This window comes from Enterococcus sp. HMSC078F03, assembly GCF_001811595.1.
Lineage (GTDB): Bacteria > Bacillota > Bacilli > Lactobacillales > Enterococcaceae > Enterococcus > Enterococcus faecalis.
Genome location: NZ_KV805551.1, coordinates 160123 through 184464, shown reverse-complemented (window position 1 = coordinate 184464; position 24342 = coordinate 160123). Strand labels below are relative to the sequence as shown.

At 38.6% G+C, this 24342-nt stretch carries 21 protein-coding genes; 1 reads left to right on the top strand and 20 read right to left on the bottom strand.

The features are described from left to right. The first annotated feature begins 217 nt into the window (after positions 1-217). The gene (locus HMPREF2810_RS04865; protein ID WP_002365354.1) at positions 218-1114 is read left to right on the top strand and encodes a YitT family protein; all 897 of its coding nucleotides are present in this window, start codon (positions 218-220) and stop codon (positions 1112-1114) included. A 50-nt stretch (positions 1115-1164) separates the two neighbouring features. Here HMPREF2810_RS04865 and HMPREF2810_RS04860 read toward each other — a convergent pair whose 3' ends face one another. The 20 genes from HMPREF2810_RS04860 to HMPREF2810_RS04760 form a co-directional block, all read right to left on the bottom strand. Further along, positions 1165-1563, bottom strand: coding sequence for a VOC family protein (locus HMPREF2810_RS04860; RefSeq protein ID WP_002354951.1), 399 nt, complete (start codon positions 1561-1563; stop codon positions 1165-1167). A 119-nt stretch (positions 1564-1682) separates the two neighbouring features. Further along, complete coding sequence (locus tag HMPREF2810_RS04855; protein ID WP_002381091.1) at positions 1683-2168, bottom strand: cupin domain-containing protein; 486 nt, start codon at positions 2166-2168, stop codon at positions 1683-1685. A 295-nt stretch (positions 2169-2463) separates the two neighbouring features. After that, positions 2464-3792, bottom strand: coding sequence for a signal recognition particle-docking protein FtsY (ftsY, locus tag HMPREF2810_RS04845; RefSeq protein WP_002385216.1), 1329 nt, complete (start codon positions 3790-3792; stop codon positions 2464-2466). A 2-nt stretch (positions 3793-3794) separates the two neighbouring features. Continuing rightward, positions 3795-4622: a Cof-type HAD-IIB family hydrolase gene (locus tag HMPREF2810_RS04840; protein WP_002354948.1), complete on the bottom strand. Its 828-nt coding sequence runs from the start codon at positions 4620-4622 to the stop codon at positions 3795-3797. Positions 4623-4646: 24 nt separating this feature from the next. Further along, entirely contained in the window at positions 4647-8225 is a 3579-nt protein-coding gene (smc, locus tag HMPREF2810_RS04835; protein ID WP_002385215.1) for a chromosome segregation protein SMC, read from the bottom strand. 20 nt (positions 8226-8245) lie between these two features. Further along, the gene (gene rnc, locus HMPREF2810_RS04830; protein WP_002354946.1) at positions 8246-8938 is read right to left on the bottom strand and encodes a ribonuclease III; all 693 of its coding nucleotides are present in this window, start codon (positions 8936-8938) and stop codon (positions 8246-8248) included. A gap of 329 nt (positions 8939-9267) precedes the next feature. Then, the gene (gene opp2A, locus HMPREF2810_RS04825) at positions 9268-11046 is read right to left on the bottom strand and encodes an oligopeptide ABC transporter substrate-binding protein Opp2A (RefSeq protein WP_002365357.1); all 1779 of its coding nucleotides are present in this window, start codon (positions 11044-11046) and stop codon (positions 9268-9270) included. A gap of 28 nt (positions 11047-11074) precedes the next feature. After that, complete coding sequence (gene opp2C, locus HMPREF2810_RS04820; RefSeq protein ID WP_002365358.1) at positions 11075-11998, bottom strand: oligopeptide ABC transporter permease Opp2C; 924 nt, start codon at positions 11996-11998, stop codon at positions 11075-11077. Between the two features lie 27 nt (positions 11999-12025). Next, positions 12026-12988 carry an oligopeptide ABC transporter permease Opp2B gene (gene opp2B, locus HMPREF2810_RS04815; RefSeq protein ID WP_002354943.1) on the bottom strand — a complete coding sequence of 321 codons (963 nt, stop codon included), beginning with the start codon at positions 12986-12988 and terminating at the stop codon, positions 12026-12028. After that, positions 12988-13932 (bottom strand): oligopeptide ABC transporter ATP-binding protein Opp2F, encoded by a 945-nt coding sequence (opp2F, locus tag HMPREF2810_RS04810; RefSeq protein ID WP_002354942.1) that lies wholly within the window; start codon positions 13930-13932, stop codon positions 12988-12990. Before opp2F ends, opp2B begins: the two co-directional genes overlap by 1 nt. Further along, positions 13932-14972 carry an oligopeptide ABC transporter ATP-binding protein Opp2D gene (gene opp2D, locus HMPREF2810_RS04805; RefSeq protein WP_002365359.1) on the bottom strand — a complete coding sequence of 347 codons (1041 nt, stop codon included), beginning with the start codon at positions 14970-14972 and terminating at the stop codon, positions 13932-13934. Before opp2D ends, opp2F begins: the two co-directional genes overlap by 1 nt. A 263-nt stretch (positions 14973-15235) precedes the next feature. Beyond that, a complete protein-coding gene (acpP, locus tag HMPREF2810_RS04800; RefSeq protein ID WP_002385213.1) occupies positions 15236-15475 on the bottom strand; it encodes an acyl carrier protein in 240 nt (79 codons plus the stop codon). Between the two features lie 136 nt (positions 15476-15611). Further along, positions 15612-16613 carry a phosphate acyltransferase PlsX gene (gene plsX / locus HMPREF2810_RS04795; RefSeq protein WP_002354938.1) on the bottom strand — a complete coding sequence of 334 codons (1002 nt, stop codon included), beginning with the start codon at positions 16611-16613 and terminating at the stop codon, positions 15612-15614. 102 nt (positions 16614-16715) lie between these two features. Beyond that, complete coding sequence (gene recG, locus HMPREF2810_RS04790; RefSeq protein WP_002385212.1) at positions 16716-18752, bottom strand: ATP-dependent DNA helicase RecG; 2037 nt, start codon at positions 18750-18752, stop codon at positions 16716-16718. 117 nt (positions 18753-18869) lie between these two features. Further along, on the bottom strand, positions 18870-20546 hold the full coding sequence (locus tag HMPREF2810_RS04785; RefSeq protein WP_002354936.1) for a DAK2 domain-containing protein: 1677 nt from the start codon (positions 20544-20546) through the stop codon (positions 18870-18872). A gap of 82 nt (positions 20547-20628) precedes the next feature. Further along, positions 20629-20991 (bottom strand): Asp23/Gls24 family envelope stress response protein, encoded by a 363-nt coding sequence (locus HMPREF2810_RS04780; protein WP_002354933.1) that lies wholly within the window; start codon positions 20989-20991, stop codon positions 20629-20631. A gap of 211 nt (positions 20992-21202) precedes the next feature. After that, a complete protein-coding gene (locus HMPREF2810_RS04775) occupies positions 21203-21922 on the bottom strand; it encodes a LytR/AlgR family response regulator transcription factor (RefSeq protein ID WP_002388606.1) in 720 nt (239 codons plus the stop codon). Position 21923: 1 nt separating this feature from the next. After that, positions 21924-22754 carry a sensor histidine kinase gene (locus HMPREF2810_RS04770; protein WP_010815287.1) on the bottom strand — a complete coding sequence of 277 codons (831 nt, stop codon included), beginning with the start codon at positions 22752-22754 and terminating at the stop codon, positions 21924-21926. A gap of 199 nt (positions 22755-22953) precedes the next feature. Continuing rightward, positions 22954-23913 carry an IS30-like element IS1062 family transposase gene (locus HMPREF2810_RS04765; protein ID WP_002355175.1) on the bottom strand — a complete coding sequence of 320 codons (960 nt, stop codon included), beginning with the start codon at positions 23911-23913 and terminating at the stop codon, positions 22954-22956. Positions 23914-23975: 62 nt separating this feature from the next. Continuing rightward, positions 23976-24317, bottom strand: a complete 342-nt coding sequence (locus HMPREF2810_RS04760; protein ID WP_010815288.1) for a hypothetical protein — start codon at positions 24315-24317, stop codon at positions 23976-23978. Between the last annotated feature and the right edge of the window lie 25 nt (positions 24318-24342).

Below are 24342 nucleotides of genomic sequence, written 5' to 3'. Positions count from 1 at the left end.
TTCTCGGAGCTAAACGGTTCTGTCCCGACCTCTTTTCCAAAAAATTGTTTGTTCACTATGTTTTCTTGTCGTATTTCATGTTAGTATAAGGAAAAAGTGTTCAGTTGATTAGTTGAAGATTTAGAGTGTGGGACATAAGTCGATTAGGCTTGTCTCTCATGTTCTGTCTTTTTTTATGTCATCATTCACTAAACTAATAAATAATTGGAGGTATTTTATGAACAAATTTTTTACAGCCCAACGTTTAAAAGACACCGCCTATGTAACAGTCGGTGCATTCATTTTGGCCATTTCAATCAATGCGGTCTTATTGCCAAATAAACTTGTCGCAGGCGGAGCCAATGGCATTAGTATTGTTATTAATTATGTTTTCGGGATTAGTCCCGCCATTGTTCTTTACGCCATCAATATTCCTCTTTTAGTGCTTTGTTTCTTACTTCTTGGGAAAGAGGTCGGTGTCAAAACCATTTATGGCAGTCTTATTTATCCATTTTTTGTAGGAATTACTTCGGGGATGCCTGTTTTAACACATAATATTTTTCTAGCAGCATTATTTGGCGGTATTATTACAGGTGCTGGCCTAGGCTTGGTTTTCCGTGGCAATGCTTCAACTGGTGGGACAGCAATCATTTCACAAATTGTTAATAAATACTTCAAAGTTTCCTTAGGTATTGCTATTTTATTCGTCGATGGTTTAGTCATTTTATCAGCAATGTATGCTTTTAATGCAGATATTGTGTTATTCTCTTTAATTTGTTTATTTACAATTGGTCGTGTCGTTGACATGATTCAAGTTGGTCTGGTTCGCTCGAAGAATGTGATGATTATTTCACCAAAATATGTCGCTATTCAAGAACGCTTATTACGTGAACTAGATAAAGGTGTGACCTTGGTGCCAATCGAAGGCGGTTATCGAAGCGCGAAAGGCATGCTCTTAATGACTGTCATTCGTGAAAAAGATTTTCCCCGCTTAAAAGAAGCCATTCTTGAGATTGATGAAGAAGCTTTTTTGATTTCAATGAGTGCGAGTGAAGTCTACGGAAAAGGATTTAGCTTGAAAAAAGTAGCTGATTCTTATGGCGTTGAAGCTACTAATGCCAATAATTTACAATAGTTTTTTGTAGGAAAAGAGCCGCAAAATCTGTAGAGATTTTGCGGCTCTTTTTACATCTTCATCCAGACAGGTTCTAAGCTATTGCCATCCAAATCTTGCACCTCTAAGCCATACATTTGCTCTTCTGGTATTCCCATATCAACTCGGTAACAGTTGCCTCCGTTAGCTTTGGCGGTTTCGCCAAACTGTTTTACGGCTTCGGCACTCTCTAAACTAAAGGAAATTAATGCTCCACTGGTTGTTTGCGCATCAATAATTTGCTTTTCTTGGATAAATTTTCCATAAAAGTCATGGTTCAACAACATAATCCAAAATTGATCATCCCACATCATCGAACTAGCTTCCTCTGTTGAAAATTCCTCGTTCTTTTTGAATCCAAGTTTTTCATAAAAGGCTGTAGAACGTTGGACATCCGCTACTGGGAAGTTAACAAAAACCATTGTGCCCATGTGATTCATCCCTTTCTTTTAATCATCTACGACAGCTAACTGTGCGTTGCGACAAAATCAACAAGCTTGTTTGATTTATACTAGCATATTCATAAAAGAAATGTTACTAAAACGTTTTCTTAAGGTAATTCTCGATAAGCCAAGTGCTGAATGATTTCACTATGTTGTGGATAATCGTTTAACAATTCCGCTTGAGTAAATAACTCGAAGTCTTCAAACTCAAAGCCTGGTGTAACTACACAACTGACTAACGCAAATCCTGTCGCTACTGTAGAGCCAAAGATTGTGCCGGCAGGAACTGAGAACGAAAGCTGTTGTCCTTGAACTAAGTCTTTCCCTAACTGAACAGCTTGATACGTTCCATCAGGAAAAATACAGTGAACGGTTAACGGCTGACCATCGTGAAAAAACCATAATTCATCCGCTTTTAAACGATGAAAATGTGACGGACTTTCTGTATTTAATAGAAACAAAATCGCTGTATGCAACGCCCGTTCGCCTCGTTTGGTCGGAATCAATTGTTCACTTTTATTGGTTTGTTTAAAATAACCGCCCTCAGGATGCGCTTCTAATCCTAACTTCTCAATCCACATTTGTTCTGTCATCTTCTCCCTCACTCCTTCATTTTTTCAGAAACAATTTAGGAAGAACTTAGAACATCCGTCCCAATCCTAAAATAAACGGCGGGACAGGAGGTCGGGACAGAACCGTTTAGCTCCGAGAAATAAGAAGAAATTTCCGAAAATTGCTCTTTAATTTTTGGAGAATTTCGACTTATTTCCGAAGGAGTTGGTTCTGTTCCCGCCGTTTATCAGGTTTTGAGCCTGGGACAAAAATCCAAAGTGATTTTTGTCCCAGGCTCCTGTCCCACGTTCTTCCCAAACCTGTTATTTTCTACAACTAAACATCTTTTAATAAGCCTTTAAATAAGCCCATTGCGAAATCGTTGGCATTGAATGGTTCTAAATCGTTAATGCCTTCACCTAGACCAACTAATTTCACTGGCAAGTGTAATTCATTCCGAATAGCAATGACAATACCACCTTTGGCTGTTCCGTCTAGTTTGGTTAAAACTAAGCCAGTGACATCGGTTGTTTCTTTGAACTGTTTGGCTTGTGTCATCGCATTTTGCCCAGTAGTTGCGTCCACGACTAAGAGAACTTCGTGAGGCGCATCTGGAATTTCTCGTTGGATGACTCGTTTGATTTTTTCTAATTCTTTCATTAAGTTGACTTTATTTTGTAACCGACCTGCTGTATCCACTAGCAAAACATCGGCCTGCTCTGCTTTGGCACGTTCCACTGCATCGAAAACGACCGCTGCTGGGTCGCCGCCAGCATTCCCACGTACAACTTCAACGCCAGCCCGTTCACCCCAAACAACTAATTGATCGATGGCGCCCGCTCGGAACGTATCGGCAGCGGCCATTAAAACTTTCTTTCCTTCCAACTTGTATTGATGGGCTAATTTACCAATGCTGGTTGTTTTCCCCACTCCATTAACACCGACAAATAAAATCACGGTTAAGCCATTTGGCTGTAAGTTAATCGCATTATTTTCATTAATTCCTGCTTCTTCATACAAATCAACCATTTTTTCAATGATGGTATTTTGAACTTGAGCTGGTTTTTTCACGTTTCGCAGTTTCACTTCTTGTCGCAAGGCTTCTGTAATTTTTAAGGATGTATCAAAGCCTACGTCTGCACCAATTAACGTTTCTTCTAATTCTTCAAAGAAATCTTCATCAACGCTCCGGAAATTAGCAAACAATTCGTTCAACCGTTGACCAAATGTTTTACGCGTTTTTTCCAAGCCTTTTTCATATTTTTCTTGGACCTGCTCTTCTTTTGACTCTTCAATTTCTTCTGAAACCTGCGTGTCTGTTGGTTCTGCCAACGGAGTTACGACACTACTTTCTTCCTCAGGCGCTTCCACAACAACTTCTTGTGTTTCCTCTGTCAGGATTTCTTCTGGCTCTTCTTCTAATGCTTCTTCTACGCCAGCTAATTTTTCCATTTCAGCGTTATCTGTTAAATCGGCTGTTTCTGTGACTTCTTCCGCTGTCGTTTCTGGCGTTGTTTGCGCCTCTTCTGCTGCGGTTTCTTTTGATTCAGCAGGCGCTGATTCATCACTAGGTGTTTCGTCTACTGTTTCTTCAATTATCTCTTGTTTTTCTTCTTCCTTTTTTTCAGCGGAAAAAGCTTTTTTAATTTTATCAAAAAATCCCATTCTTATTGGCCTCCTTCCAACGGCGTTAAAATATATTTTTCGACCGCTTTGGCAACGCCATCTTGGTCATTCGTGTCTGTAACGACATCTGCGGCTTCTTTAACTAATGGAATCGCATTTGCCATGGCGACACCTAAGCCAGCGTATTCGATCATCGGCAAATCATTTTCTTCGTCCCCTAGGGTCATGATTTCTTCTGCACGGATTCCTAAATCTTTGGCTAACAAGGAAATACCATAGGCTTTCGTAATCCCCTTTGGCATAAATTCTAATAAGTTATTTCGCGTTTTAATAATTTCAAAACGCTCATAAAAAGAGGCCGGAATTTCCTTGATGCGTTCATTTAAATACGCTTCATCAATCGCAACAACAACTTTGTTATAAATTCGATTCGGGGTTAACTCTTCTAATTTGTAGGACTCAAAGGTTAATAATTTGTTTAGAGAACTATAAATTGAAGGATAATTAGGTGCAGAAGGCAATTGCATCACGACCTCATCGGATAAGACATCAAACGGCATGTTGAGTGTGGTTGCTAATTGGTACAGCTCATGAATCGCTTCCAAGGGCATCAATGTTTTCTCAATAATGGCCCCTGTATCATTTTTTTGAACCAATCCGCCGTTAAAAGTAATGCTATAATCGCCTTCCTCTTGTAAACCTAATTCTTCTAAGTAAGGACCAATAGCTGCCAAAGGTCGACCTGTGCAGATAACAACTTTCACGCCTGCTTGTTTCGCAGCCATCAGTGCTTGTTTATTCCGTAAAGAAATCTCTTTTTGGCTATTTAATAATGTTCCATCTAAATCAATAGCAACTAATTTTATCAAACGTTCGCTCCTCCTTGCTTCTGGCTAATTGCTTTTTTCAATTGCGCCACCTTCTTTGACCTCTTCCAAGCGAACTGAAACGATTTTTGAAACCCCAGATTCTTGCATAGTCACGCCATATAAAACATCTGCGGCTTCCATTGTCCCTTTACGATGCGTCACCACAATAAACTGTGTGCCATCTTCAAATTCGCTTAAATAATGGCCAAAACGAGCAACGTTGGCTTCATCTAAAGCTGCTTCTACTTCATCTAAAATACAGAACGGAACTGGTCGAACACGAATAATTGAAAAGAGTAACGCAATCGCCGTTAATGCCCGTTCGCCTCCAGACAACAAGCTTAAATGTTGTAATTTTTTCCCTGGTGGTTGCGCCTCAATCTCAATCCCTGTATTCAAGAGATCCTCTGGGTTAGTTAGCACCAGTTCTGCCCGTCCGCCACCAAACATATTAGGAAATACCACTTTAAACTGGCCACGAATTGCTTCAAAGACTTCTTTAAACCGTTCTTTCACTTCTTGGTCCATTTCATCCATGGTTTCAAATAATTGTTCTTTCGCATTTAATAAATCATCTCGTTGACTGACTAAAAATTGATGGCGCTCATCGACTTGTTCAAATTGCTCGATGGCACTTAAGTTAACAGGTCCTAACCGCTCAATTTCTTGTTTTAGGCGTTTCACTGTTTGCTGCGCTTGCGCTAAATCATCGATTGGGAAATACGCTTCATAGGCAGCTTCAAAGGTTAAGCTGTATTCTTCCTGTAAGTAACTTAACGAGCTATCTAATTGCATTTCTGCACGATTTTTTAGGACTTCAATTTGTGTTTTATCTGCTAAATACTGTTGTTGGCGTTTGTTTTCTTCCGCTAATTTTGTATCTAACTCGTCTACTTCTTCTTGCAACGCTTGTCGTTGACTACGTGCCGTTTGTAAAGAGGTTTGCAACGCTGTTTGTTTCTCCGCTAATTGCGCGACTTGTGCCGCTAAGCCTTCTTCGGTTAACTGATGATCGCTAGAATGGCTACTTAGTTGTTGTAGCTGTTGACGGATGGCCGTTTCTCGAATCAACAATTCGTCCAATTGTTCTTGTTTGTCTTGCTTTTGACGAGCAAAATGGGCACATTGTTCCGCCGCTACTGCTTGTTCTGCTTGAACTGTCGTCAAGCGTTCTTGAGCTTGGGCTTTAAAGGTTTCCATTTGGCTAGCTTCTTGTTCCACTTGTTTCATTTCAGCATCTAAACGTTCTTTCGTTGCCGTTAAGTTTGCTTGTTGCTCTGTCAATGTGGCTTTTTTCGTTTGATATTCGGTTAAGAATTGATGTAATTCTCGTGATTCATATTCAAACAAGCGTTTTTCTTTTATTAAACGAGTAATCGTTTCTGTTTGATTGGCTAATTTATTGTCAATTTCTTGTTGTTTTAAGCGATTTTGTTCACCAGCAGAGCGCAACATTTCTGCACGTTCCGTGGCTGTTTTCACTTCTTGCGAGAGCGCTTGGACTTCTTGTTCCACACTTCTTAGTTGTGTTTCTAATTGAGTCATTTGTTCAGTAATTGTTTGAAGTTCTTGCGCTTGTGAAAATAGGCTTCCTTGGTTGCCACGTTTATTGGCTCCCCCAGTCATCGAACCGCCAGGATTCATCACATCGCCTTCCAATGAGACAACGCGATATTGGTAATTGACTAATTTTGCTAACTGGTTGGCACTCGTTAAATCTGCCGCTAAAATCGTGACGCCTAAGAGATTTTGAATAACGGTTTGTACTTGTTCTGGATAACGAACTAATTCACTGGCAATCCCCACGAAGCCCGGTGCACCAGCCAAACGATTCTGAACCATCGCCGATACAGAGCGCGGCTTAATGGTAGTCAATGGTAAAAAGGTTGCCCGGCCACTGTGTTGTTGTTTTAAGAAGGTAATGCCTGCTCGACCATCTTTCTCATTTTCCACAACAATATGTTGCGCCGCACCACCTAGGGCCGTTTCAATCGCCAACGTATATTCTTTAGGCACTTCAATTAACTCAGCCACTGCGCCAACAATCCCAGTTAATTGGTTTTTGTGACGCAATACAGCTTTCACGCCTTGATAGAAGCCAGCGTAATTTTCTTGAATTTCTTGCAAACTTTTTTGGCGTGCCTTCGCTTGTTGCACTTGATTCATCGCTTGGTACATATCGTTTTGACGCTGTGCTAATCGTTCACGCTTAGCTTCAAGCGTTGCTTTCAACGCAGTGTATTCTTCCAGTTGTTCTTGTAAGCCTTGTTTTGCAACTTTTTGCTCTTTTTCTAGCGTCTCTTTCATTGCAAGAGCTTCAACCATCTGTTCTTCTAGCGCTTCGTGTTTTGCTAGCGATTGTTGATTTTTAGCTGTTTCTTGTTGATATTGTCGTTCTAAATATTTTAAGTCATTGGCTGTATTGGCTTGTTCTTGCATGACTTCCACATACTGACTGCGCAATTCCTCCATCAATTCTTTAGAAGACTTACTATATTTTTCCACATCTTTCGTTGCCAAAGCCAATGCTTCTTTTAACGTCTGACGTTGTGCCGTTTTTTCTGCGATTGCTGTTTCCAGCGTCTGCAATTCTTCTCGATAACGAACAATTTTTTCGGCCGTTTCTGCCAATGTCTCTTCGTATTCGCTTGCCGTTTGGGAGGTGTGTTTGGAACGTTCAATTAAAACATTTTTTTGTCCTTCTGCTTGTTTCAACGCTTCTGTCACTTGTAATAATTGTTGTTGTTCCGTTTCAATTTGTTCATCTAAACGATTGCGCTTGCTGCGTAAACGTACCAATTTGCCTTCTAAGTCATGGACTTGCTTACTTGCGCCAGCTAACTTTTCTTCAATGGCTGTTAATTCTTGCGTTTTCGTTTCCCAAATAGCTTTTGCTTCTTGAATTTCGGTCACAGTTAAATTGACATCAATTTCGGTAAGTTCTTCTTTCAAAGCTAAATACTTTTTAGCCGCATCTGCTTGGGCGGCTAGAGGAACTAATTGGTCTTCCAACTCGTAAATGATATCTTGGACACGGCTTAAGTTGTCCTCGGTTTCAAAAAGCTTTTGTTCAGCCTTTTTCTTTCGTTGTTTGTATTTTAAAACGCCCGCTGCTTCTTCAAAGATCCCACGACGGTCTTCAGGTTTACTATTAAAAATCGCTTCAACTTTCCCTTGCGAAATAATTGAAAAAGATTCTTTGCCTAACCCTGAATCCATAAATAAATCTTGAATATCTTTTAAACGGCACGCTTGTTTATTAATAAAAAAGTCACTTTCGCCCGTTCGTTTTAAACGACGGGTGACACTAATCTCACTATAATCCAATGCTAAATAATGGTCGCTGTTGTCTAACGTCACGGTAACTTCCGCAATATTTAGCGGCTTACGACCTTCCGAACCGGCAAAGATAATGTCGTTCATTTTGCCACCGCGAAGGTTTTTCGCAGATTGTTCACCTAATACCCAACGAACGGCTTCCGTGATATTACTTTTCCCACTTCCATTCGGACCAACCACTGCTGTCACATCATCTTCAAATTCAATAATGGTTTTATCTGCAAATGATTTAAATCCTGTAATTTCAATTCGTTTTAAATACACGAATATTGCTCCTTCCAGCCTTACTGAGGAATACTTTTCAGTGCCCGCTCAGCGGCATCCTGTTCAGCTAACTTCTTCGATTTTCCTTGGCCTAACCCAATGAGTTCACCATTCATGTAAACTTCAGTGAAAAAGGTGCGGTCATGAGCAGGGCCTTCTTCTTTAATTAAGCGATATTCAATTGAAACATCGCCTTTGCGTTGTAAAACTTCTTGTAATTGTGTTTTGTGATCCATCTCATGTGAAAAAGCACCGGCATCAATTTTCGGAAAAATAACGTCTTCAATAAATTTCTTGGCTGCGCCAACTTTTTGGTCTAAGTAGAGGGCACCTAAAAAGGCTTCAAATAAGTCACATAATAATGATGCACGTGTTCGTCCGCCCGATGCTTCTTCTCCTTTACCTAATAAAATGTAGTTGTCGAAGTGACATTCTTTCGCAAATTTGGCTAAACTATCTTCCCGAACGATGGCTGCGCGCATCTTCGTTAATTTTCCTTCTGGAAGTTCTGGGAATTTTAAATACAAATATTGTGAAACAATTAATTCTAAAACTGCATCTCCTAAAAATTCAAGACGTTCATTATCGGATAATTTTAAATAGCGATGCTCATTCACATAGGATGAATGAGTAAAAGCTTGCTCTAATAGATTGACATCATGGAAAACAATGCCGTAACGTTCTTTTAACTCTGTTGTTAACTGATTGTCCATTCTCCACATTCCTTTACATTTATTTACACCTTGTTTCATTATACTTTTTTTTTCACTTTTTTTAAATGGTTCTATTCAGAAAAAGCCTGTTATTCACTGTGTTCTCATTATTTTTTAGAAAAAAATAAATAAATAGAGCTATGATTGAGATAAAAGCGTTTGTTTACGTAAGAGATAGAAAGAGCGTGGGACAAAAATCACTTTGGATTTTTGCGCCACGCTCAAAAACTGATAAACGGCGGGAACAGAAGCAACTCCTTCTTATTTCTCGGAGTTAAACACTTCTGTCCCGACCTCGTTCTATCTCTATTAAATCAGCGGAACGTTGTTTAACGTTTTTCCGCAGTGACACCCACCGTTGCCCATGGATTATCTTTCGTATCAACTGCCCAAGTAAAGTCAACTACACGGTCGTTGACTGGCAAGACTTCATTTCTGTAAAGCGTTGGGATTACAAACGCTTCATCAATGGCATACTCTTGCCAATCGTAGAAGGCTTTTTTACGTTTTTCTTCATCAAATGATGCTTTTGAATCAATCGCATCAAGTAATTTAGTATTTTCTTCTGACTCAAAACGTGTATAGTTAAAGGCTGAGTTTGGACCATATAAGCCGGTTGGTGAAGGATCTGAACCTGTGCCCCACGCGCCTTGATAGATATCTACTTCTGGGTCATCATTTTTCAATTTATCATAGAATGCTTGGAAATCAATTAAGCGTCCTGTTGTATACGTTACGTTTAAGCCAATTTCTTTCCATTGTTGGACATAGTAATCAGCAAGTGGTTGTGCAGTTTCGCCGCCTGACATTGAAGCAAACTTGATTTCTAGTGGTTTGCCTTCTTTGTCTTCGCGAATGCCATCGCCGTCTACGTCTTTATAACCAGCATCGTCTAATAATTTTTTCGCTTTGTCTAAATCAAGCGTATAGCCTTTCGCTTCGCTATCATGCAAGCTCTTGAAGACTGGTGGGATTAACGTTGTTGCCCCTGTTCGTAAGCCGTTGTAGAATTTTTGGCCGACTGCATCATTGTCAATTGCATAGCCCATGGCTTGACGTAAGCTTTTATCTGCCATTTTCGCTTTTGGATTGTATTTCACTGTATTTGTTTCTTTGTCAAACGTGCCCATTTTAAAGCCAATATACGTGTAGGCTTGTTCGGGACGTCCTAAGATTTGATACCCTTCAGTATCTTTGTATGTTGGATACGTATCTGTTGGCATTGATAATGCAATATCGTATTGTTTCGCTTTCATCGCTTCTACAATGCTCGCAGAAGGAACAGATTTGAACACTAATTTATCTAATTTAGGTTTACCACCGTAGTAATGCTCATTTGGTAGGTATTCAACAGATTCACCTGTCACAATATTACTCATGTAGTATGGTCCAATAGTCACAGGGTTTTTACGAACTGCATCGCTTGATTCCATGTCTTTAACAGCAATTCCTTCAAAGGCATGTTTTGGTAAAACTGAACCCCAAACACCGCCACCTAATTGTTGCATTCCTGGGTGAACTTCTTTATAAGTGATTTTAACTTCTTTATCATTGACTTTTTCTATGCCAGAAATGGTTGGCGATTTACCAGCATGGTAGTCTTCCATGCCAACAATATTCGTAAAGTTATCATCATAACGAATCCCTGTATAGTCTTTATGACCAATGACTTCATAAGAGAAAATCACGTCATCTGCCGTCACATCTTTACCGTCAGACCATTTCAAATTGTCACGTAATTTAATGGTTGCTGTATTGGCATCTTCATCTAATTTCAGATCCGCAGGACCCCCATCGACAATCTTAAAGTCTGCATCATTGTTAAATAATGGCTGTACTGTTGGAAGCATGTATTGTGCATCATAGTTGTCTTGATAAAATTCTTGCTGGAAAAGTCCTTGGAATTGTGTATCCATAACTACAGCGACATCTAATGTCCCGCCATCAATTGCTTTTTTATCATTTTTAACAGCGATTGGCATTTTTGAAATGTCTTCTGTTTCCGTTGCTTTATTGCCCCCGCCTTTATTGCCGCCACCACATGCAGCTAACCCGAATACTAACACAGAAGCTAACGTGATTGCACCTAAAATCCGTTTCTTGTTCATCTCTTTTCCTCCCTCATTTTTTGGCTAATTAGCCTAATCGTTGTCGTGCATCTGCTGAGCGCTTAAATGCTTGTCCAACATAGTTTATACTTAACATCAAGACTAAAATTAGAATTGATGCAGGTAACCAAACCCATTGTTTATTGACTAATACATCCCCACTGCTGGCGTAGCCAATTAAGGTTCCTAAACTTGGGACACTTTGTGGTAACCCGAAGCCTAAGAAAGTTAACGTTGTTTCGATCCCGATATTGGCCGCGAAATTAATCGTTAAGTTCGTAATAATTAACGAACTTAAATTCGGCATAATTTCTCGAAACATAATTTTAAAATCGCTTGTTCCCATTGTCTTAGAGGCACTAACGTAATCTCGGCGCCCTTCAGATAACGTTTTACTGCGGAACAACCGCGCTTTTCCAACCCAATAAAACGCACACATAATCCAAATAAAGGACCAGATACTATATTTAGGAATCACGGAAACGAACACAATAATAATTAACATAATTGGCAAAATCATAATAAAATCCACGATACGCATCAAAATATTATCAATCATACCTCCATAATAACCGGAAATAATCCCTAAACCGACCCCGATAATAGACGTAATAATCGTAATGGCAAAACCGATTAAAATCGAGTTCCTAGCCCCGATAATCAATTGTCCTAAAACATCACGACCCCCTTCATCGGCACCTAAAATGAACTTGGTGCCATTCATTGTAACGGTACCTGGTTCCGCATATTTATCTAAAATACTTACATGCATAACGGCACTTTGGTCTAACACTAACGAACCGATAAAAACGGCTAATAAGATAATGACCAAAAGGATTAAAGAAAACATCGCCATTTTTTCTTTGACGAATTCTCGCGCAATCATCCGAAAGCCCATTGGTGGAATACTTTCTTGTAAGACTTCTTCTCTTTTTTCTTCTGTCAATTCCATTTTTATCACCCTTTCTTCGTGTTTTTTCTACTGAATTCGAATTCTTGGATCAACAATACTCATTACAATATCAGAAATTAAGGTTCCGATAAGGGTTGCCAATCCCAAAATCAACACGAGAGCGGTAATAACGGAATAGTCACGTTGAATGATACTATCAATAAATAATTTTCCAATTCCTGGGAAAGCAAAAATCTTTTCAATAACGACTGATCCGGCAATCAAAGCAGTAATTTCATAACCTAATTGAGAGGCAATTGGTAATGCTGCATTTCTAAAAATGTGTCGATTAAAAATTTTATTCGTTGGCACTCCTTTTGAACGAGCAGTACGAACAAAGTCCATGTTTTTAACATCAATCACTTCACTCCGCAAATATTGAATAGTGACCGCTGTCCCTAGCAACGCTTGAGTGACCCCTGGTAAAATTAAATGCTTCAGTTTATCTAAATAATACGGCCATGTTCCCTCAGCCAAACCAACAGTCACGGTTCCACTCGTTGGGAACCAGTCTAAGCGATACCCAAAAATAAAGAGCATAATCAAGGCAAAGATGAATAATGGCACGGCAAAACTGAAGAAGTTGTAGATAACCACCATTTTGTCAAACCATGAATTTTGGTAACGGCCAGCAATTAAACCGAAAGGAATGGCGATTAAATAAGTGATTATGACTGATACAGCGGCCAATGCAATCGTATTCCCCACCCGACCAGCAATGAGCGTGGACACAGGTAATTTAAAGATAAAACTATGCCCAAAATCTCCATGTAAGGCATTGCCAATCCAACGGAAATATTGTTCGTACCAAGGATCATTTAACCCGGCAGCTTCACGCATGGCTTCAATCACTTTCGGGTCTTGGTTCGGATTAATCAATCCTGTAAACGGATCACCTGGCATCATTTTAGCCAACAGGAAAATCAAGACACTTAAAATAATCACTTGCGGAATCATCAATAACAAACGGCGTAAAATTGTTTTCCACATTATTCAGCACCTCCATTTTTTAACGCTACTTGGTGGGTTGGACTAATCGCATGTAAGTTATAAACCCGCCCATTTTCATCATAATAGTCTTTATGATTTTCCCGATACTCTTGCTCAACTCTTCTTCGTTCTTCTTTGTGAGCTTCTCGGTTCGCTACGTCAATTTTAGGAATTGCTGAAAGTAAGCGTTTGGTATAAATGTGTTGTGGATTAGTGTAAATATCTTGGCGTGTACCGATTTCTACAAAACGGCCTTTGTACATAATGGCAATGTTGTCACACATATGTTTAACTACGCCCAAATCATGGGAAATAAATAAGTAACTTAACCCATATTCCTGTTGAATGTTTTTCATAAAATTCAATACCTGTGCTTGCACAGATAAGTCCAGTGCTGAAACAGGTTCATCTGCAATAATTAATTTGGGGCTGGTAGCCACCGCTCGGGCGACGCCTAAACGTTGGCGTTGTCCACCAGAAAATTCATGAGGATATTTGTACAACGCATCTTCTGGCATCCCCACAATATCCAACAAACTTTTGACTTTTTTCTTTTCTTCTTGGTCACTTAACCGTTCAAAATTTCGAATTGGTTCGGCGATAATATCTAGTACTCGTTTTTTAGGGTTTAAACTTGACATCGAATCTTGGAAAATCATTTGGACATCTTTGTTGTATCCGATCGCTTTTCGACTTCGCGGCTTGGTTACATCTTGTCCTTGATAAATAATTTCACCATTTGTAATTTTTTCTAAACCAATAATTGCTTTTCCTGTCGTTGATTTTCCAGAACCCGATTCACCAACTAACCCATACGTTTTACCTTGTTCAATCATGAAATCCACACCATCAACCGCCAAAACATGATCAGTGATTCGATTGAAGAAGCCGCTGCGAATTGGATAATGAACTTTTAAATCTTTAATTTGAATAATTTCTGTCATTACGCTTCCCCTTCCCCGTCTCTAAAATGAAAATGTTTATAACATGTACAACGAACAAAATGATTCGGTGCAACTTCATGTAATGTTGGATTTTCTTCATGTTCCGATGCATCAATCCAAGGAATTCGTGGGGCAAACCGACAACCTTTTCTAGGTAATTTGGTTAACGAAGGAACAATCCCTTCAATCACATGAAGTTCTTCTTCATCTGAATTCTCTTGGGGAATGGACTGAAGTAAGGAACGTGTATATGGATGTTTCGGATGACTAAACAATTCTTCAGCAGTGGCTACTTCTACAAACTGACCCGCATACATAACCGCTACACGATCAGCCATTTCCGCAACTACACCTAAGTCATGGGTAATTAAAATAATGCCGCTCCCTGTTTCTTCTTGCAAATCTTTTAACAAATCGAGAATTTGTGCCTGAATGGTAACGTCTAAGGCCGTTGTGGGTTCATCTGCAATTAAAATCGGTGGTTTACACGCGATTGCAATGGCAATAATCACCCGTTGGCGCATGCCGCCAGACAATTCATGAGGATACTGTTTCCCGACACGCTCTGGGTTGGGAATCCCCACTTGATCTAACAGTTCAATGGCCCGTGCTTGTTTTTGTTGTGCGGTCATTTTGGTATGATACGTTAGACTTTCTTTAATTTGGTCTTCAATTCGCATGAGCGGATTCAGTGCAGACAACGGATCTTGGAAAATCATCCCAATATCGTTTCCTCTGACTTTGTTGTACAATGTTTCATTAAACGTAGTTAAGTTTAAATTGTTGTATAAAATTTCCCCAGTAATTTTGGTATGATTGGGATCATGTAAGCCCATAATCGTTGTTGCTAAGGTACTTTTTCCACAACCAGATTCTCCGACGATTGCCAGAATCTCATTTTTCTTCAATTCAAATGAAACATCATCGACGGCATTATAATAATCATCTTTGATTCTAAATGCTGTTTCTAATCCTGAAACCTCTAGTAATTGTTCATTTCCTTGCATCCATACGCACCCCTTACGTCCTTTCAAAAACATTATATAAATTAACTAATATTTAATGATAGCACTTTCTAATTTTTATCAATGTTAATTTACAGCTCATTGTTTTTTCATAATTTTATAGAATTATTCCATAAAAAGCAAGATAAAATAACTTTTTTCGCAGTTATTTTTTTACATGTATGATTTTTTTTACAAAAATATGTGTAAAAATAGCCTTATTGCTTAATAAAATAACCATTATGTACGCAAAAAAAGTCGATCAACACGAATGTCAATCGACTTTGTCTTATTATTTTTTATGAATTACTCACAATATAATCTACAGCGGCACCAACTGTTTCAATTTTTTCTGCATCTTCATCTGAAATCTCTGTTCCAAATTCATCTTCAAGTTCTAAAACAAACTCCATTACGCTAATTGAGTCAGCGTTCAAATCATCTTTAATGTTTAATTGATCTGTTACTTGATCCGCTTCAATATCAAAGTGGTTTGAGATAATCTTCGCTACTTTTTGAAGTACTTCTTCATGAGTCAACTGTATTCACCTCCACTGCTTTTGAAAAAAGGTTCTTTCTTTTACTAAAACGCTAAGATACATTGTACTCACAATTTGGGTATTTGTCCATCTTTTTTTCATTTGAGTAACAAACTGATGTCAAGACAATTGCAAATTACTCTGCTTTGCCTTCATAATATTCCACTAATTGTGGGACAACTTGGGTTTCTAACATTGTATGAATTTGACGAATGGTGTAGCGGACGGCATCAGGACCCGTGGCCCCATGCGTTTTAATGACTGGCGCTTTTAAGCCAAATAAAACCGCTCCCCCATGTTTTGAGTAGTCCATTTCGTCTTTCATGCCACGCAACGCATTCTTTAATAATAAGGCGCCCATTTTTCCTTTGACACCTTCAGAAAGAATCGCTGTTTTCAGCAAGCTCATCATGTTCATAGCTGTGCCTTCGATGGATTTTAAAACGGCGTTTCCTGTGAAGCCATCTGTCACCACCACGTCAGCTACGCCATTTAATAATTCTCGTGCTTCAACGTTTCCGACAAAATTAATCGTTTCATCTGCTGCTAACAATTCGAAGGCTTTTTTCGTTAATTCACTGCCCTTTGTTTCCTCAGTTCCGTTATTTAATAGACCGACACGAGGATTCTGAACGTTCCGAACTTTTTCAGCATAGAATGAACCTAAAACGGCATACTGAACCAAATGTTCTGGTTTATTGTCTGCATTGGCTCCTAAATCTAACATGTCAAACCCTTTGTCTGGTTCTCCCATGACAGGTAAAGTTGACATCAAACCGGGACGTTCCACATTTTTGATGCGGCCGACAATGAACAGACCCGCTGCTAATAGCGCTCCGGTGTTGCCTGCAGAAAAAATCGCATCGGCTTCCCCATTTTTAACTGCTTGCGCTGCTAAAACCATGGAAGCAGTTTTCTTACGACGGATTGCTTTAACTGGCTCATCGTCACTAGCAATTTTTTCATCGGTATGAATAATCGTAATGTTTTTTTCATCGGTGATGTATTTTTTTATTTCGGCTTCTTTTCCATATAATTGAAATTCAATGTCTGGGAAGTCTTGTTTGGCTAGCATAACCCCTTCAACAATTGCTTGTGGGGCGTTATCTCCACCCATTGCATCTACAGCAATTTTCATGAGTGATTCCCTCCTACTTTTTTGTTTCCTAACAAGTATAACATATTTTTTTCAAAGAAATACGCATTGGCTTTTACTTTCTGGCTTCAAAAATTACCTCTTCTAATCGAAAAATTGGGCTGCCTCATCTTGGGGTTTCACTCGATTGGCTAAGCCTTGATAAGCAGGATATTGCCACCATTCTTTCACTTGCCATAGGGCACTTGCTTCTTGGCGCGCAACTTCTAAAATGTTAAAGTCCGTCACGATATCTCCTACCGCAAATTGAGGCACCCCTGATTGCCGTGCACCGAACACTTCCCCAGGTCCGCGAAGTTCCAAATCACGCTCACTCAAGACAAAACCATTGGTGGTTTCTGTCATGATTTTCATACGCTCAACGCCCATTTCATTTTTCGGATTGGCCACTAAAATACAATAAGATGCACTGGAGCCACGCCCCACACGTCCCCGTAACTGATGTAATTGTGCTAACCCAAACCGGTCCGCATCCATAATTAACATCACTGTGGCATTTGGTACATTCACGCCAACTTCAATAACGGTGGTAGAAACCAATAATTGCAGCTGATTGTCTTTGAACTCCTGCATAATGTCATCTTTTTCTTGGTTTTTCATTTTACCATGTAGTAATCCCACTTGATATCTTGGGGAATAAAAGCTTTGCATATGTTCAAAAATTTCTGTTGCGTTTTTCACATCTAAGGCTTCTGATTCTTCAATCAATGGACAAATAATATAGGCTTGATGTCCTCGAGCCAGTTCTTTTTCCATCCATTCTAAAACAGTATCTAACTGCGGCGGCCGAATCCAACGTGTTTCGATTGGAATCCGTCCAGCTGGCATTTCATCAATGATTGATACATCCATTTCGCCATAGGCTGTAATGGCCAGCGTTCGAGGAATCGGAGTGGCCGTCATAAATAGAACATCTGGTTTTAAGCCTTTTTCTCTTAATATTTTTCTCTGATTCACACCAAAACGATGTTGCTCATCGGTGATTACCAAACCTAATTGATGGAAACTGACATCTTGTTGTATCAAAGCATGGGTCCCTACCACAATGTCAATCTCGCCATTGGCCAGTTCTTCGAGAATTAGACGACGTTCTTTCGTTTTGGTGGAACCTGTTAATAAGGCCGTTCGCACTTCTAATGGATCAAACAACTGCTGTAAGCTTTCCATGTGCTGTTGCGCTAAAATTTCAGTTGGAACCATCAACGCTCCTTGAAAGCCAGCGGTCATGGTGGCGTATAGCGCAATCGCAGCCACTACCGTTTTCCCACTCCCCACGTCACCTTGAAGCAATCGTTGCATATGCTTCGGACTTCGCAAGTCTCGACAAATTTCATTGGTCACTTTTTTTTGGGCGCCTGTCAATTCAAACGGCAGTCCTTGGGTGAACGTTTTTAAGCGATCCACATCATATTGAATGGCTAAGCCATTTTTTTCCGCTTTTTCTTGTTTCTTCAATCCTTGCATTTTAAGTTGGAAAAGGAAAAACTCTTCAAAGACTACTCGCCGTTTAGCTTGATGGCTTTCTTCTGGATTACTGGGAAAATGCATCGCCCACATTGCTTCTTTTCTAGACATCAAGCGGTACTTTTCTAATAAATCATTCGGTAAAATCTCTTCAATCAGCGAACCATACTCTTCAAAAGCAGTGCGGATTAACTGAACCAACGTGCTTTGGCGGACTTTTTTATTCACATGATAAATGGGGGCGAAATCTTCATTGTCTCCTTTAGAAGCTAAGATTTTCATGCCATTTAATGATTTTCTCTTGGCATCCCATTTGCCATAAACAGCAATTTCTTCGGAAAGAACTACTTTGTCTTTTAAAAAAGGTTGGTTGAAGAAGGAAACATTAATGACCGCATGTTCCTGCATCATTCGAAACGTTAACCGGCTCTTCTTATAACCGTACCGACTAACGACTGCTTCCGAAACCACTAGCCCTTTTAGCGTAACTTTTTCCTGATCCTGAATCTCACTTAAATCCTTTTCTTGGATATCATCGTAGCGGAAGGGATAATACGTCAATAAGTCTTCAATTGTAGCAATCCCCAGTTCTTGTAAATTTTCAGCACGTTTTGGGCCAACGCCGGGCAATACGCTGACTAAATCTGTGATGTCCATAAAATCCCCTCCTCATTAATATACGCAAAAAAAAATGGATCATTCATTAAATAGGCTGGTTCATTAGCCCTAACTAATGAACCAGCCTATTCGTTTTTATTTTTTCATCACGAAAACCTATTCTGCTGAGAATAAGTATGGATACACAGGTTGTCCACCTTCATGAAGTTCTGTTTCTAGTTCATCGTTTTCAGAAACTAAAATAGCGATTAGCTTTTCAGCTTCTTCAACCGAACCATCTTCGCCGACAATAATTGTCACGATTTCAGTGTCTTCATCAATCATGCGGTTCAACGTGTCTAATGATGCATTAAAACGATCTGCTTCAGAAACGACGATTTTACCATCAATCATTCCTAAGAAGTCATCTTTTTTAATTTCAACGTCATCAATGGTTGTGTCACGAACAGCTGTGGTTACTTGACCACTCACAACGCTGTCTAACATTTCCGTCATACTTGCTTTGTTTTCTTCTAATGATTGTTGATCATTGAAAGCTAACATTGCTGTCATTCCTTGAGAAATGGTTTTAGATGGAACAACCGCTACTGGTACATCGGCAACTTCTGCTGCTTGATCAGCTGCCATAAAGATGTTTTTGTTATTTGGTAAGATAATGACTTGCTCTGCATTCACTTCTTTGACTGCTTTTAAAATATCTTCCGTACTTGGGTTCATTGTTTGGCCACCACTAATAATGTAGCTTGCACCTAAACTTCGGAATAATTCTTGAACGCCTTCACCGGCTGCAATAGCAATCACAGCAAACGGTACGCGAACTTTTTCAGTCAACGCTTCTTGCTGAGCATCGCGTTCAACTAACGTTTCATGTTGTAAACGCATATTGTCTACTTTTATTTTTACTAACGAACCAAATTTTTGGCCGTAGTTCATCACTTCACCTGGATGCTCAGTGTGTACGTGAACTTTGATAATTTCGTCATCGTTAACGACTAATAGAGAATCCCCTAGTTCATTTAAGTAGTTTCTGAATGTTTCATAATCAAAAGCGCTGTCCACGGTTGGGCCTTCGCCGATACGAACCATAATTTCTGTACAATAGCCAAATTTAATGTCTTCTGTCGCAACGTGGCCACTAACACCACGGTGATGTTCAGCATTAACCATTTCGTCCATTTCGGCAGGACTTGGTTCATACGTTTCAGTTGGTAAAAATTCACCACTAAGCGCTTCTAAAAATCCTTCATAGATAAATAGTAGTCCTTGACCCCCGCTATCTACAACGCCGACTTCTTTTAGGACAGGTAATAAATCAGGTGTTTTCGCTAAGGCACGTTTAGCACCTGCTACAACAGCTGTCATAACTTCGATACAGTCATCTGTTTCTTTCGCTTTACGTTCACCAGAACGCGCCGCTTCACGAGAAACAGTTAAGATTGTTCCTTCAACGGGTTTCATCACTGCTTTATACGCTGTTTCTACACCATGTGTAAAGGCAGCGGCCAAGTCTTTGGCATTTAATGTTGTAACCTCAGGAATTTGTTTTGAGAAGCCGCGGAATAATTGAGATAAAATAACCCCAGAGTTTCCACGAGCACCCATTAATAACCCTTTGGATAACGCACCTGCTAATTCTCCTACTTTTTCAGAGCGAGAATCGGCCACAGCCTTTGCACCACTGGTCATTGATAAGTTCATATTTGTTCCTGTATCACCATCGGGTACAGGGAAAACGTTTAATGAGTTGACATATTCTGCATTTGTGTGCAGACGAGTCGCACCTGCCTGGACCATTTCCTGGAACTGACCTGCGCTGATTTCTGTTACATTCACCTAAAAAATCCTCCTTCAGATTTACCGCTAACGGCAACACACGACTTCCTTGTGCAATTGCATCGTTGACAGTACACTACCTCTAATCCGGTAATACACGAACTCCTTGAACAAAAACGTTAACTGAATTCGCAGTGACACCTAATAATGTTTCAAGATTATATTTTACTTTTTCTTGGACGTTACGAGAAACTTCAGAAATTTTTGTACCATAACTAACAATCGTGTAGACATCCACTGCGATTCCGTTGTCTTCTTGACGAACAACGACACCACGTGAGTAATTCTCACGACGTAAAATATCGTTTAAGTTATCTTTAATTTGATTTTTGCTTGCCATTCCGACAATTCCGTAAATATCTGTCGCAGCTCCGCCAACTACTGTAGCGATCACATCATTGGTAATCTCAATGGTACCTGCGGGTGTTTGAATTTTTACAGCCATTGATGAAAGCCTCCTTATAAGAGCACATTCGCCCTATTTTCTTCCATAACATTTTATCATATCCAGCCTTTAATTAAAAGGAAGTTCGTCAGATATTATAGACCCTTCCTCATAATTACCAACATTTGTACAATTTACAACGTTTGTCGTGCATTGTCAATGCAGAAAAAGACAAGATTCGACTTGGTTCATTGAATCTTGTCTGCTGATTTTAGAGGTTTTTCATGGCTCTCACTGAGACTAAACATCTTTCTCCATTACTCATTTCGACAATCCGTTCGCTTTTTATAACTTTACTTATATGCTTGCGGTTGATTAAATATGATTTGTGACAACGATAAAAGTCATTAGACTGTTCTTCAATCTCCTTTAAGGAACCATAAAATTCAATTTCTCCGTTTTCAAGATGTAAAACAATTTTATGCGATACGGAAGAAGATTCAAAAAAAATGATTGTTGTCATATCTACAGACCGAATGGTATCGCCGTCCTTAAATTTAAATAATTTTTTTGTATCTCCACGTTCACTAGTTATACGTTCATGAGCCAATTGAATATTTTCACAGATTTTCTGCTGTAGATGTTCTTTGTTGTCTTTAATGATATAGTCCAGCGCTTCCACTTTATACGTAAACGTCAGATAGGACAGTTCCCCATGTGTTGTGACAAAAACGATTTTACCTAAATTATCGTAGTCTCTGATTTTAGCTGCTAAGGTTAATCCTGACATTTCATGTTGTAAATCAACATCTAGAAAATATAACCCAATTATTCTAGACTGACTTTTGACAAATTCAAGTACTTCTAACGGATTTCCTGTTGAAAAAACCAGTTCCATATCAAGACTTTCCATCATTATGTAATTTTTAACATAGGTTTCCAACATTTGTCGTTGTCGCCAATCATCTTCGCAAATAATAATAGAAATCACCTTATTCGCACCTCCTATTGTTTTCAATCGTCAATTTTTGAGTAAACCATCCATCACTGATGGATGTAGCTAGTTGAACATTATTTAGGGATTGAAGCAATTCTTGAACATTACTCAATCCCATTCCTCTATCAGTGCCCTTTAATGAAAAACCGCGTTGCTTAAGTAGATGGAATTTTGGTAAATTTTTCCTACATGAATTTTGGATAATAATATGTACAGCAGAGGCATCTTTATATACAGCGATTACAAGCTTACCCTCACCTAAAAATTCGATTTCTTCTATAGAGTTATCTAAAAAAACACCTAGTATTCTAACCAAAGAAATTGAATCAATGGCTAATTCTTCAATTGGTTCAGTCACTTCTAACTGTACATCCATTCCTTTTTCTTGCGTTGAAATCAACTTAGACACAAGGAGACTTTTAACTTCTCTTACTCGAATGTTTCCAATCGCTTCTAACTTGAACCCATTTTGGTCAATGCATTTTGATGCTTTCTTTATTTTACTGAAATAATAGTCATTAAGACTCTCGTAATCTCCACTTACAATAAAATCTTCTAATGAATTTAGGATATTTTTATAATCATGCCGAAACTTCCGAATCTCCTTGAATTGTTTCTCCATTGCCTCCATATATCTCTGATTTTCTAAATATTCTGTTTCCTTCTGTTGAATATCATATTTATTTTTGAGCGAACTAAGATACACAATAAAAGAAATTAATGAAACGACTAAATAGAGCGTGAGAAAGATTGAATTTACTACAATTATTTCCTTGTTATTCCCCAAATATTTTCCTAAAATCAGGCTGGTATAGTAGATAATCATTGTGCCGATTCCTATCAAATTAAAAAGCAGAAGACACTCATTGATAATAGAAAACTTTTTTTCTAGTTTTTTTATCCCCTTTATCATTAATATCGTCAGAATTACTGATAGTGCTAGCCGAAATGTACTATGTAAAAACATGTTTAAATTACTTGAAAAAATTAGTTCTGTGCCAAATATTTTTTCCTTTTATTAATTGTCAAATTAAGTTAGACAATTCCTCTTTGCATATGTGACTCAAGAATACTTCTATTGGTGTTTTATAGTTTAATGATTTTCGAGGGATATTATTTCTTTTCGATGCAATAGATTGGATAAAAGATTCATCAACTTCGTTGAAGTCCATTTGCTTTGGTAAACCATCTTTACGTAATAAACCATTAGAGTTTTCATTTAAACCTCTTTGTGATGGTGTACCAGGATCTGCAAAATAGATATCAATATCATTGATATTACTGATTGATTTCCAATTTGAAAATTCCTTTCCACAATCAAAAGTCATTGATTTGAATAGATGCTTAGGTACAGATTGCATCCATTGGTTCAAACGATTTTCAATATCTATAGCTCGTCTGCCTTCTGGCTGAAGAGTGATGATTACTTTAGATAATCGCTCAACGAGGGTAATAACAGCACTTTTGTGCTTTTTACCTACAATAGTATCCCCTTCAAGGTGGCCAAATTCTTGATTGAATTTAGAATAATCATTTCCTCTGTCACGAAGTGATCGACGAAAAGATTGTTTTCCCCGAGTTTCTTTGTGTCCGTTGGCTTTACGTTTTCCTTTCATAGGTAGGTGAGTCCCTTCAAATACGCCTTGTTTAAACATACGATAAAGTGTACGCATAGAACAAGAAATAGAAAACTCTGCACGGCCAACAATCACATCAGGTGTCCAACCTTGAACAACCCTCTTTTGAATATATTCTGTTTGTTCATCTGATAAGACAATAGGACGTCTGCCACAGCGAGTTTTATTCTTCTTGTATTGATTGAAATAATCTAGAGCATTGTGCCCTGTTTTGAAAAATTGGTAAACTTTATGAATCGTTTGTCTAGATCTATTCAATAGTACTGCGGTTTTGGCTACAGATTGATGATTATTATAATACGCCTCTATCATTGCAAGTTCATTTGATGTAAGATGGGTATAGGTCATTTGTCTTCACTCCTTATAATTCTTTTGCGGGAACTATCTTGAGTGTAGCACAAATGACTTTTTTATTTGTCTAGCTTAATTTTACAATCGGCGTTTATAAAGGATACAAACTGACCACTTATAGCTGAAATAATGACGATATAAGAATTTATACCTAAAACTTTAATAAGGCTTTTAGAGATAAAAAAATAACCTAAAATTATTATACTCAAATAAATCCAAGCAAATCCATACATTCCTATAGCAGAAATTATTTTGCCATTCAAAATTGCGATAACCATCAATCCGAAAATACTATGTAAAGTAATTTTTTTATTAAGCTTTACTACTTTTGACTTTAGATAATTAAAGAACACTTGAACCACTGCCGTGATATTACTTAGAATAAAAACAAACCTCGCCAAATTAAAACCTCCTTATATTTCAGTT